General features: G+C 65.4%; 10 protein-coding genes. All 10 read left to right on the plus strand.

Annotated elements, in window-relative coordinates:
- Window positions 1–268 precede the first annotated feature (268 nt).
- The 10 genes from CK219_RS19440 (at window position 269) to CK219_RS19490 (ending at window position 12547) form a co-directional block, all read left to right on the plus strand.
- Entirely contained in the window at window positions 269–1453 is a 1185-nt protein-coding gene (locus CK219_RS19440) for a glycosyltransferase family 4 protein (protein WP_095768493.1), read from the plus strand.
- Entirely contained in the window at window positions 1450–2757 is a 1308-nt protein-coding gene (locus tag CK219_RS19445) for a hypothetical protein (RefSeq protein ID WP_095768344.1), read from the plus strand. Before CK219_RS19440 ends, CK219_RS19445 begins: the two co-directional genes overlap by 4 nt.
- 9 nt (window positions 2758–2766) lie before the next feature.
- Window positions 2767–3987: a GNAT family N-acetyltransferase gene (locus CK219_RS19450; RefSeq protein WP_245340537.1), complete on the plus strand. Its 1221-nt coding sequence runs from the start codon at window positions 2767–2769 to the stop codon at window positions 3985–3987.
- A gap of 96 nt (window positions 3988–4083) precedes the next feature.
- On the plus strand, window positions 4084–4308 hold the full coding sequence (locus CK219_RS19455; protein ID WP_027165877.1) for a hypothetical protein: 225 nt from the start codon (window positions 4084–4086) through the stop codon (window positions 4306–4308).
- Window positions 4309–4573: 265 nt separating this feature from the next.
- Window positions 4574–7066, plus strand: coding sequence for a DNA ligase D (gene ligD, locus CK219_RS19465; RefSeq protein ID WP_095768346.1), 2493 nt, complete (start codon window positions 4574–4576; stop codon window positions 7064–7066).
- A gap of 273 nt (window positions 7067–7339) precedes the next feature.
- Window positions 7340–8248 (plus strand): Ku protein, encoded by a 909-nt coding sequence (locus CK219_RS19470; RefSeq protein WP_095768347.1) that lies wholly within the window; start codon window positions 7340–7342, stop codon window positions 8246–8248.
- A complete protein-coding gene (locus CK219_RS19475; RefSeq protein WP_176477077.1) occupies window positions 8245–9363 on the plus strand; it encodes a tetratricopeptide repeat protein in 1119 nt (372 codons plus the stop codon). Before CK219_RS19470 ends, CK219_RS19475 begins: the two co-directional genes overlap by 4 nt.
- A gap of 211 nt (window positions 9364–9574) precedes the next feature.
- A complete protein-coding gene (locus tag CK219_RS19480) occupies window positions 9575–10228 on the plus strand; it encodes an alpha/beta family hydrolase (protein WP_095768349.1) in 654 nt (217 codons plus the stop codon).
- Between the two features lie 170 nt (window positions 10229–10398).
- On the plus strand, window positions 10399–11175 hold the full coding sequence (locus CK219_RS19485) for an exodeoxyribonuclease III (RefSeq protein WP_095768350.1): 777 nt from the start codon (window positions 10399–10401) through the stop codon (window positions 11173–11175).
- A 181-nt stretch (window positions 11176–11356) separates the two neighbouring features.
- A complete protein-coding gene (locus CK219_RS19490; RefSeq protein ID WP_095768351.1) occupies window positions 11357–12547 on the plus strand; it encodes a hypothetical protein in 1191 nt (396 codons plus the stop codon).
- Window positions 12548–12630: the final 83 nt, after the last annotated feature.

Below are 12630 nucleotides of genomic sequence, written 5' to 3' on the forward strand. Positions count from 1 at the left end.
GAATATTCACATGAAGGTGTAAAATTTCTCTTCAAGCTACATGGCTTGCTTCATCATCGGTCAACTTTCGCGACGTATCTGTATCGATATGGGGCACGGCTGGGGTTCCTGCGTCGCGGCCGGACATTCGAGACCCGGCACGATCCTTGCTCCCGGCCTGCAGTGGCCATCGCCGGGTAGAGCGGCGTGCGGATTTGGCATGAAGTTCCTTCCGCGCTTGAAAGGTCCGGTGCTGAGCGGACTCGGGGTGCAAGGTGGAAAGATAGCAATGCGCATAGCCTGCGTTCATCAGGGCTACGAGCTCTATGGTTCGGACCGCAGCTTCGCGGAGAGCGTGGCTGCGCTGCGCGCCGCGTTTCCGGCCGCCGAGATCGAGGTCGTGCTGCCGCGCGAGGGACCGATTGTCGATATCCTCAAGCCGCATGCCAGCCGCATCGTGTTCGAGCCGCTCTGGGTGCTCAGGCGCCAGGCGATGCTCAAGCTCGCCACCGTCGAGATGGCGCGGTTGCCGACGGCGCTCTGGCGCGCCTGGCGGCGCATGCGGGGCAGCGACCTGACCTACATCAACACCTCGATCATCGCCGACTATGCGCTGGCCGCGCGTCTCCTGCCGCGCAAGGCGCTGCTGCACATCCATGAGATTCCCGAGGGCATCCTGCGCAAGGTGCTTGTCGCGCTGATGCGCTGGAGCAAGGCGGATCTGATCTTCAACTCGCGCGCAACGCGCGCCACCTTCGGCGATCCGCCGGCCCTCGATGCCAAGGGGCGGCGCACGCATGTCGTCTATAACGGCGTTGCCGGTCCCGTCGCGGCACTGCCGATGACTTATGACGGCAACCGGCCGCTCAAGGTCCTGCTGCTTGGCCGCGTCAACCGCATAAAGGGGCAGGAGGTGCTGCTCGAAGCCGTCGCCTCGCTCCCCGCCGAGTTGCGCGACCGTGTCGAGGTCCGCCTCGTCGGTGGCGCCTTCGAAAGCGTCGAGCGCGAGCAGGCGTTGGCCGAGTTGGTTGGGCGCATGGGCCTGACAGGGCATGTCGAGGTGCTGCCTTTCGTCTCCGACCCAACTAACCATTATCGCTGGGCCGACATCGTCGCGGTGCCGTCGCGCCGCCCGGAATCGCTCGGCCGCGTGGCCATCGAGGCGATGGGCTGGGGACGGCCGCCGCTGGTCTCGGCGATCGGCGGACTGGTGGAAGTGGTGGCCGACGGCGAGACCGGCTGGCATGTGCCGCCGGGCGACGCGGCCGCCCTCGCCGGCAAGCTCAGCGAGATCATCCTGCGGCCGGATCTGTGGCGCGGCTTCGCCGCTGCCGGTCGCGCGCGCTACGAGGCGCTCTTCAGCGAGCCGATCGCCGCCGCCGCGATCCTGGCGATCGTGGCCGACAAGCTGAAGGCGACGCCGCCGCGGCAGGGGCGGGCGCGTGTCGCCCGCGAGGCGGAGACGAGCCCGTGAAGTTCACCTTCCCGGCCCATCTGGTGCGGCGCCTCATGTTGATGATCGGCGGCGAGGCGATGCAGAGCGGTTTCCATTTCGCCCTGAACATCGCGCTGCTGCATCTTTTGTCGGCCGAAGGTTATGGGCTCTTCGCGCTGGCCATGGTGATGGGCGGCGTCGGCTTGTCCTATATCCGCTCGCTCACCGCCGTTCCCGCCACCATATGGATGAGCAAAAGCGCCAACAGCGCCGGCGTCGACGCCTACGACGTGACCTTCGGATCGGCGGCGCTTGTGGTGGCGCTGCTGATGGGATTGGGCACCGGGCTGCTGATGCGCCTCCTGGGCGACCCGAGCGGCATCGGCGCCGCCTGCTTCGTCGGGGCCTGGTCGCTGCGCAGCCATATGCGCACCGCCTTCTTCGCGCGCCGCATGCAGCTCGTCGTCTCCATCAGCGACGCCGCGTTCACGATCGCGGGCATAGTGCTCGCAGGAGCGGCGATCTGGTTCTTTGCGGACGCGCTTCAGGTCACCTTCTATGCGCTTGCCGTGGCCAATGTGGTCGGCATCGCCGTGCTGGTGAGACTGGCGCGCCGCAGGCTGCGTATCTCCTTTCGTGCGCCGACCTTGCGGCGCTATGCAAAGCTCTGGCCGCAGCTTCGCTGGTCGGGGTTCAGCGCCACAACCACCAACATCCAGGGACAATGCCTGGCCCTGCTGGTCGCCGGCATCGCCGGACCCGCGGCCTATGCGCCGCTGGCGGCGGTGCTGGTGCTGTTTGCGCCGCTGCGCATCTCCAGCCTTGCCTTCTCCAACATGACCCAGCCGGAACTCGCAAAGCTGGTGCGCAACAAGGAGTTCGACCGCGTGTGGACGCAGGCCAAGATCTGGGCGCTCGTCATGGGGCTCGGCAGCCTGGCCTATGGTTGCGGCATCCTGTTCATCCTGCCGATGATTAAATCCCAGGCGCTGCAGCATGCCTCGGTCGGGTTGATCGGGCTTTTCGCCATCGCCAACTTCGTGCCGATCATGGCCTATATCATGCCGCGCGTGGTCCTCGAGATCCTTGGCGATTTCCGCATCGTCGCCTTCATCACCATGGCCGGCGCGATTATCGGGTTGGCGGCGATCGGGATTCTGTTGGCCGTCGCCCCGTCGACATGGTCGCTGGCCGGAGCCGCGGTCTCCGAGATCTTCGTGCTAGTGGCCTCATGGTATTTCGCTGCTCACCGTATGTGGAATTCCAAGCACCCGAACGAGCAGCGCCCCAGCGTGTTCGGCGCCTGGCGCCGCGCGGCCACGCTGGCAGTGCAGAGACGATAGGAGAATGATGTGGCAAGCCAGGCAATGCCGATGGCCGCGATGACGACCGGCTTGGCCGGTGACGAGGCTGCAGTGCACGCCGCCGGCGGCGCTTATGTGGCGCAGCTGCACACCAGCCTCGAAGCGGTCAAACCGCTCTGGCGGCGTCTCGAGACAGAGGGCGTGTGCACCGGCCACCAGCATTTTGCCTGGGCCGAAGGGATCGTCGAAGGGCTTGTGCCGCCAAAAGCCCATCTCGCCATCGTCGAGGTGAGGGACGCCGCCACGGGCGAGCCGAGGATGCTGGTGCCGTTGATGCGGCGCCGCGCATTCCAGCATTGGGTGATCGAGTGGCTGAGCTGCGGGGTGTGCGATTATTCCGCGCCGTTGCTCGCCGACGCGACGCCCTGGACCAGGCAGTCCGCCGAGGCCGCATGGGCGGCGGTGCTTGCCGTGCTGCCGCCGGCCGACCGCATCCACATCGTCGGTATCCCGAAACAGATCGGCGGCATCGCCAATCCCCTAGCGCTGCTTTCTCCGGCGCGCGATTCCATACATTCCCACTACGGCATCGCCATGGATGGCGATGCCGAAACCGTCGTCAAGCGCATCTGTCGCCCGTCCTTCGTCAAGGCGCTCAACAAGGACCTGCGCCGGCTCGATCGCAATGGCGGCCTGGCCCTGGTCGAGGCCGACACGCCAACCCTGGTGGATTCCACCTTCGACAAGCTGGTCGAGATGCGGCTTAGCCGTTTTCGCGAGCTCGGCCGCTTCGATCTGCTGGCGCAGCCGCCGGTCGTCGATTTCTACCGCAAGGCCGCGCATCGCGGCCTGACCGACGGTTCGGTGCGGATCTTTGGCCTGCGCGCCGGCGACGTCATGGTCGCGGTCCAATATCTGGCGGTCCATCTGGGCACCCTGCACGCGCTGCTGGTCGCGATCGACCAGGGTGCGGTTCCCAATGTCTCGCCGGGACTTTGCATCATGGGCGAGCTGATCAGATGGGGGCGCGGGCAGGGGTTCGACTATTTCGACCTGTCGGTCGGCAACCAGAGCTACAAGGAACATATGGGCGCAGTGAAGTCGGTTCTGTCCGAACTTTGCTACGGCATCACGCCGAAGGGCATGGCGGCGAGCGAGGCCATCAAATACCGTGGCCGGGGCGTGGCTTTCGTGCGCGCCAACCCGCGCCTGTTCAAGGTCGCGCAGGAGGCGATGCAGCGCTGGCGGCGGCTGCGTGCGGGGCGGTGAATGGGCCGCCTTCACCCGGCAAATTGACTCACATCCCGCTCTCCGCCATCCTTATGGGCAGCCGCTATCGGAGCGGCAGCGTGCTCGAGTGAGGCCATGGCCAGTCCCGTTGCCAGAGAAAAGTCCCGCCGCGCCGCGGTGAAGACCGCGCTTGAGCGCCACAAGGTCTATGTCACCGCGCAGCGCTTCTCCGGCGGCTCCTACAGCGCCCGCGTGCTGGTCGACGGCGAGGCCTACTGGGTCGACGAGTTCCGGCTTTCGCAACTGAGGCAAGGGCTGACGCCGGCGGAGCTGGAGCTGACGCCGGCCGCCGACGATTGATCCCGCTCCCTTGCTCCGCATCGATGTAGGAAAATCCGAGATGCTGGCAGGACAGCACCCCCCTCTGTCCTGCCGGACATCTCCCCCTCTAGGGGGGAGATTGGCTGTCACGCCGGCTTTCGCCAATCGCCGACGGTGTAAGGGGAGCGCGAACGCGCGGTCTGCTAATCTCCCCACTAGAGGGGGAGATGTCCGGCAGGACAGAGGGGGGCGCGAAGGAACGAGGCGGTTGCCACTGTCCGCTCTGCGCCTCGGCGTCTGACTCATGCCGGCCAATCTCAAACCCTACCGCGCCAAGCGCGAATTCTCCCGCACCCCCGAACCGGCAGGCACCCTGTCCGCCGGTGCCGGCAACCGCTTTGTCGTTCACAAGCACCACGCCACCGCCGACCATTACGATCTGCGCTTGGAAGTCGGCGGCGTGCTCAAAAGCTGGGCGGTGCCGCGCGGGCCCTCGCTCAATCCGGCCGACAAGCGCCTCGCCGTCGAGACCGAGGACCACCCGATCGAATATATCGATTTCGAGGGCGTCATCCCCGAGGGCGAATATGGCGGCGGGCCGATGATCGTTTGGGACACCGGTACCTGGGCGCCGATGGAGGATGTCGAGAAAAGCCTCAGGACCGGCGCGTTCAAGTTCCGGCTGGCCGGGCAAAAACTCAATGGCGGCTGGATGCTGACCCGGCTGAAGCCGAGGCCGGGCGAGGATGAGAACAAGAAGAACTGGCTGCTCTTCAAAGAGCGCGACCTCGCCTCCGATACAAAGCTCGACATCCTCGAGGCGCGCCCGGAAAGCGTGAAGACCGGCCGCCGCATCGAGGAACTGGCGGCGCCGCCGAGGAAGCGCGAGCGCCTGCCGCCGAAAGCCGGCTCGCTCAAACCGGGCGGGCTGCCCGGCGCAATTAGGGCTGAGCCACCCGCCCGCATCGAGCCGCAACTCGCCAGCCAGGTGCCGAAGCCGCCGGGCGGCACGAGCGTTGCCGAGGACACGGGCGAGCTCTGGTTGCATGAGATAAAGTTCGACGGCTACCGTACCATGGCACATGTCGTAGGCGGCGAGGTGCGGTTGATCACCCGCGGCGGCATCGACTGGACGAAACGCTATGGCGATCTGCCGCAGGCCTTTTCGCGGCTGCCGATCGCCCAAGCGATCATCGACGGCGAGATCATGGTGCTCGACGACAAGGGCATCTCGCGCTTCGCGCTGCTGCAGGACGCGCTGGCCGAGGGCGCCGGCTCCAAGTTGCATTTCTACGCCTTCGACCTGCTCCATCTCGACGGCTGGGATCTGCGCAAGGTGCCGCTGCAGAAGCGCAAAGCCCTGCTCGCCGAGCTGCTCGCCGGTCAGCCCGCCAATTCCGCCATCCAGTACAGCGATCATGTCGAGGGCGACGGCCAAGGCCTGTACGATCAGGCTTCGGACCTTGGGCTTGAAGGTGTCGTCTCCAAGCGCGCCGACGCCATCTACCAGAGCGGCCGCACCAAGAACTGGACCAAGGCCAAGGCGCAGAAGACGGATGATTTCGTCATCGCCGGCTATACCGTCTCCGACCAAGCGGAAGGGCTGGCGGCGCTCGGCATGGCTGAGTTCGAAAATGGTGAACTGCACTATCGCGGCAAGGTCGGCACCGGTTTCGACGCAGACATGGCGACGGACCTGCTCGCCCGTCTGGAGCGGCTGACCGCCGGCGCGACCCCGCCCGAAGGCGTGCCGCGCGAGATCATGCGCGAGATGCATTGGGTGAAGCCGCTGCTGTCGGCACGCGTCCGCTATTCGAACCGCACCGCCGATAATGCGATCCGGCACGGCGTCTTCCGCGGGTTGCGCGATATCGGCGGGCTGACCACGCCGGTGCCGGTCAAGCGAAAACGGCTGATCGCCGAATCCGACCTCGCCACCATCTGGGTCACCAATCCGGAGCGGCGGCTATTCGGTAGGACCGGGCCAACAAAACTCGACATCGCGGTGTATTACGCGCTGGTCGGCGATTTCATGCTGCCGCATATCATCGGCCGACCGGTGTCACTGGTGCGCTGCCCGACCGGCAAGCCGCAGGACTGCTTCTTCCAGCGCCACGCCTTCACCGGCATGCCGCCTTCAGTTGCCGTGTTCGAGTCGATCAATTCGGAAGGCGAGACAAAAACCTATCTCTCGGTCGAGGACGCCAAGGGCTATCTGGCGCTGGCGCAATTCGGCGTGGTGGAATTCCACACCTGGGGCACGCACCGGTCAAAACTCGACAAGCCCGACCAGATCGTCTTCGACCTCGACCCGGGCGAGGGGATTTCCTGGCGCGAGGTGGTTGAAGCCGCGGTCCACATCAAGGCCGGGCTGGAGAGCCTGGGACTGGTCCCATTCGCCAAAACCTCCGGCGGCAAGGGCATCCACATCACCGTGCCGGTGACCCGAAAGCAGAACTGGAAGAAGCTGCACCAAGCTTCGAGCGCGATTTCCACTTTGCTGGCGGCAAGCGCGCCCGACACCTTCACCACCACGATGGGCAAGGAAAACCGCAAGAAGCGCATCTTCATCGACTTCCACCGCAACGCCCGCGGTCACACCTCCGCCGCGCCCTATTCGCTGCGGGCCCGCACCAATCTGCCGGCCTCGACGCCGGTGAGCTGGATCGACCTGGAGACGATCGACGCGCCGGAGGACCTGAATTACGCCTCGCTGCCGGGGCTGTTGGAGACATCCGGCGATCCCTGGGCGGAGATCGACGAGGCGGCGCGGGATTTGCCTGTGTTTGAGCGCTAGTTCCTCGCCCCAACATCGCGGGGGAGAGGAAAAGGGCGACGCCGTGTCCATCGACGCTTGCTACAATTTGAACTATTCTCCGCGCCAACCGTCCCCAGAACGTTTCGCTAGGAATTCGGCACTATCATCAGGGGTCGGTGTAGGATTTCCACGGCGCTGATCGTCCTACGGACGAAGCGCTGCAAACAGCATGGTCCTAAAATGGCCGGAACCGGTTTTGGACAAGACCATGCTCCAACATAGTGTCAGTGCATGGCCGCGTAGGAGTTCATCATGGCGCCCAGGGCAAGTTGGAAAGGTTACCTCAAGCTCAGCCTCGTCAGCTGTCCGGTCCGGCTTTACCCGGCCACCAGCGCGAGCGAGCGCATCTCGTTCAACCAGTTGCATAAGAAGACGCACAACCGCATCAATATGAAGCCGGTCGATCCCGAGCTCGGCCTTGTCGAGCGCTCGGACCTGGTGCGCGGCTACGAATATGAGGACAAGCAGTACATCATCATCGATGATGCCGACCTCGATGCGGTCCGGATCGAATCCAACCACACGATGAACATCGAGGCCTTCGTCGACGAGGACGAGGTCGACGTCATCTACCAGGACGCGCCCTATTATCTCGCGCCCGACGGCGCCATGGCGGAGGAAACCTTCGCGGTGCTGCGCGAGGCGATGCGCAAGTCCGGCAAGCTGGCGATCGCCCGCCTGGTGCTCTCCAGCCGCGAGCGCGTGGTGACGATCGGCCCGCGCGAGAACGGCATGTTCGTCTGCACCTTGAGAAACCCCAACGAAGTGCGCGGCACGGCTGAATATTTCGGCAACATTCCGGCCGGCAAGCCGGATCCGGAAATGCTCGAGCTGGCCCAGGCGTTGATAAAGCAGAAGGAAACCCACTTCGATCCGAAGAACTACGAGGATCGCTACGAGGTGGCGCTGATGGCGATGATCCGCGAGAAGCTGAAGGGCCACAAGCCGATCATCGCGGCTGCGCCCGAGCGCGGCAACGTCATCAACCTGATGGATGCGCTGAAGGCGAGCCTGTCGCAGCAGGCGAAACCCCCGGCCAAGTCGAAGAGCAAGGCCGAGGAAGCGCCGGCGAAGCCGTCCAAGAAAGCGGCCGCGGGGGGCGCGCCTGAGAACCCGCTGAAGGCGAACCTGTTGAAGGCCGTCGGCAAGAGCAAGAAGTGACGGGAAATGCAGGGCCAGTGATCGTTCCCGGCGCCGTCTTCGGCGTCGTCGGCGCGCTGGCTGCCTTTCCATTGCGGCTCGCCGCGCGCGAGGTCGAGCGCCGCCATGCGGAGTTGCGGCGCGGCATCACCCGCCGGACCACTCATGTCCTGTTCGGCCGCACGCTTCTCGCCAAGGCGGCGAAATCCGGCGATGCCGAGATCGAGCGCCGCGTGAAGGCGGAGCGCGAAGCAGGCCGCCAACTCATCAGCGAGAACGGCTTCCTGCGCCTGCTTGGACTAATGAAGGCGCCCGATGCCTCGTCGCTCTCCAGGCAATCGCTCGTCGACCAGTCGCGGCTTGGCGGCGATGACCTCGACATGCTGTCGCTGTTCGACGCCTTCGAGCATGATGGCGAGCCCTATTCATTCCGCGACCTGATCCTGGCGAGGAAATATGCCGGGCTGATCGCCAGCGGCGCCACCTGGGGCGCGATCGCGCGCTCGGTGCATCGCTCCGGCCCGGTCGCCTCGCTCACCGCCAAGTCGCTCAATCTCGGCTCGCAGCATGGCCGCCCGGATGCGATCTATCTCGACGAAGGCAGGAGCGAGCTCGACGGCCAGCTTTTGTTCGACCTCGGTTCACCCGAGGATGACACGCTGGAGGAATTGTTCGCCGAGGCCGAGATGGCAGAAGAGGAGGGGCGCCACGACGATGCGGCCGCGCTCTACCAGCGTTGCCTGGCGATCGATCCCAAGGATGCGATTGCCGCCTTCAACCGCGCCAATTGCCTGCGCGGCGCCGGCCGGGTTACCGAAGCCGCGCATGATTATGCCCGCGCGATAAAGCTCGACCCCGGTTTCGTCGAGGCCTGGTTCAACCTCGCCGGCCTGATGAGCGACGAGGGCAAGGTGGCATCGGCGCGAAGGCACCTTCAGAAGGCTGTTGCGCTCGACAAGAGCTATGCCGATCCGGTGTTCAACCTCGCGCGCCTGGAATTCGATGCGGGCAATCTGGCCGAGGCTCGCCGGCTGTGGGTGCGATATCTGGAGCTGGATGCGGTGTCCGATTGGGCGCGGACTGCGCAGAAGGGCATACAGTTCGTGGATCTGCACATGGCGCGGACGGCGGGGTGAGCGCCTTTTCCTTCTCCCCTTGTGGGAGAAGGTGGATCGGCGCGCCAGCGCCGAGACGGATGAGGGGTGCTGGAAGGAATGAGACGTTGGTGACCTTGTCGCAAGTAGGAGTATTGAAGGGCGTATCCGCCAAGCTGGAGCACCCCTCATCCGTCCGAGCTTCGCTCGGCCACCTTCTCCCACAAGGGGAGAAGGAGAGATTGGCGCTCCCATGACCCACTTCCTCTTCGACGGCTTCGACACCGCCCCCGTCACCATCCTGCTCGCGCACGGCGCCGGCGCGCCGATGGATTCAACCTCGATGGCCGCCACCGCCAAGGCGCTCGCCGTCGCCGGCTTTCAGGTCGCACGCTTCGAGTTCCACTATATGGCCGCCCGCCGCTACGGCCATCGCAAGCCGCCGCCGCGCGCCGAAACGGTGAACCCGGAATATGTGAAGGCGATCGCCGATCTGCGCGCCAAGGGCGTGACCGGAAAGCTGATCATAGGTGGCAAGTCGATGGGCGGCCGCGTCGCCTCCATGGTCGCCGACGAGATGTTCGCCAAGGGCGAGATCGCCGGGCTCGTGTGCCTCGGCTATCCGTTCCATCCGCCGGGCAAGCCGGAGCAATTGCGGACGAAACATCTAATCAACCTAAAGACGCCGACGCTGATCTTCCAGGGCACGCGCGACGAGTTCGGCACCAAAGAAGAAGTTGCGACCTACGGCCTTTCCTCGGCTATAGAGGTGGTTTGGCTGGAGGACGGCGACCACGATCTGAAACCGCGCAAGGCGATCTCGGGGTTTTCGACGGGCGACCATCTGAAGACCGTGGCGGAGACGGTGAGGGCGTGGACAGAACGTCCATCTCGGTCGTCATCCTAGGGCGAAGCAAGGAGCGAAGCGACGCGCGCAGACCCTAGGATCCATGCCGTAACGCTAAGGCGTTGCAACGGTTTAGAATTCTGCCCCGCCGCGTTCAGCGGCGACGGTCACGGCATGGATCCTCGGGTCAAGCCCGAGGATGACGAAGCGCGAAGCGGCGGCACCCGCAAATGAAACTCGCCACCTTCAACATCAACAACATCAACGGCCGGCTGGAAAGCCTGCTCGCCTGGCTGGCGCGCGCAAAGCCCGACGTCGTCTGCCTGCAGGAGTTGAAGGCGCGCGACACGCAGTTTCCGCTGACCCGGTTCGCCAATGCCGGATATGGCGCCGTGTGGAAGGGCGAGCCGACCTGGAACGGCGTCGCGATCCTCGCGCGCGGTGCCGAGCCGGTGCTGACGCGCGATGCACTGCCCGGCGCCGATGCCGACCGCCAGGCCCGCTACATCGAGGCGGCGGTCGACGGCGTCGTCATCGCCTGCCTCTATGCGCCGAACGGCAATCCTCGACCGGGGCCGAAATTCGACTACAAGCTCGCCTGGCACGAGCGCTTCGCCGCGCATGCGGGTGAGCTCCTCGACACCGGCCTACCGGTGGCGCTCGCCGGCGACTTCAACATCGTGCCCGAGCCGCGCGACATCTATGAGACCCGCTCCTATGACGACAACGCGCTGGTGCAACCCGAAAGCCGCGCCGCCTTCGCCGCGCTGATCGCGCAGGGCTGGACAGACGCGTTGCGAAAGGTTTTTCCCAAGGAGGAGAGGCTCTACACTTTCTGGGACTATCGCCGGAACCGCTGGCCGCGCGACGCCGGCCTGAGGCTCGACCACATTCTGTTGTCGAAGAAGCTCGCTCGAAAACTGAAAGGGGCGGGCATCGACCGCGAAGTGCGGGGAGGGGACAATCCAAGCGACCACGCGCCGGTCTGGGTGGAGTTGGCAACCTGACCTTCTCCCACAAGGTGAGAAGGGAAAGCTGGCGCTGTCCCGCCAGCATCTCAATCCTGACTCGTCCATCGCAATGACTTGCGGCATCGATGCCCAACGCTAATCTGCTGCAAACTTGGATGGGGGGACAATTTCATGCACGCGGTCTTGAACGGCGATCTCCAGCCATCGCCTCTCCGCCATGGCTGACACCGCCCTCGTCGCGCTTATCTCAGCCCTCGTCCTTGCCGGCGCCATCGCTCTCATTGCGATCGCGCTGCGCCGGCGCCGCAAGCGCCGCAGGGCGCGCGGCAATCCCGATCCGGCGGGCGACTACGTGCCGCGCGCCCCCTGGGCGCCGACATCCGGCAAGCTCAACTTCTCGTCCTTCGTCTACATGGATGTCGACGGCGACGGCGCCTATGGTCAAGCCGACCGGCCGATGGCGGGCATCGTGGTGCGGCTCTATGACGAGCGCGGCATTTTCCTGGCTTCGGCGCGCAGCAACGCCGCCGGTTTCGCCAATTTCCCGATGTCGTCGAAGCGCCGCAGCGCGGCGATCCAACGGCCCGGCAGCTACCGCTTTTCCGTCTCGGTGCCGTCCGGCTGGCGCGCCAGCAGCGCCAATCAGGACCAGGCGGTGCGTATCGCGGATGCCCCCGGATCCATGGTCGGCCTCGCCGGCGAGGCCTTGCCGAAGCCGGTCGGGCTCGCGCCGGGGCGGACGTTGAACGGCAGGACGCCGGTCGCGACGGGCGTCACGCTGTCGGTCATGGCCAAGGGTCAGTTGCTTGAGAACCGGGCGCTGCCGGCCGACGCGGCCTTCCGCTTCCCGCTCGGCGCCGATGCCGATGAAATCGTTATTGCCGGTTCGGGGCTCGACCGAAGGCTCAAGCTTTCGGCTTACCCGGTCGATCTCGGCCTGTTGGCGCGCGGCGCGCTCGCGCCCGACGCTGCGCTCAACGCCATCTGCTTCGACGACATAACCCCGCGCGGCCTGTGCAAGGTGCCGTCGGGCCATGCCGGGCTCGACTGGCGCAATCTCAACGCCATGGCGCGCGACCACACCGCCAACAGCGAGGGCTATGTCAACGGCAATGTCTCGGGTGCTTACATCGCCTATACCAGCAGCGGCCATCCGGCCGAGTTCGGTCGCGCCACACCCTTCGGCTTTCACTCGGTGATGCTGACGGCGGCCTGGCTGGCCTCGGAAGGCGAGACCGCGCTTGTCGAAAGCTGGTTGGGGGAGGAACTGATCGCCAGCGAGGAGATCGCGCTGTCGGCGCTAGCACCGGTTCAATACGCGCCCATGCTGCAGGCGGTGACGCGTGTCCGCATCTCCACCAGACACCACTGGCAGGCCGTGCTCGACGATCTGATCGTGGCGCTTTGACATATGCCGGCCAAAGCACGGCAATTCTTGCGAGTTCTCAAGCAAGACTAACCCGCGCCGCCTGAAGGCCTGTGCAAGGCGCC

The organism is Mesorhizobium sp. WSM4313 (assembly GCF_002294725.1).
GTDB lineage: Bacteria > Pseudomonadota > Alphaproteobacteria > Rhizobiales > Rhizobiaceae > Mesorhizobium.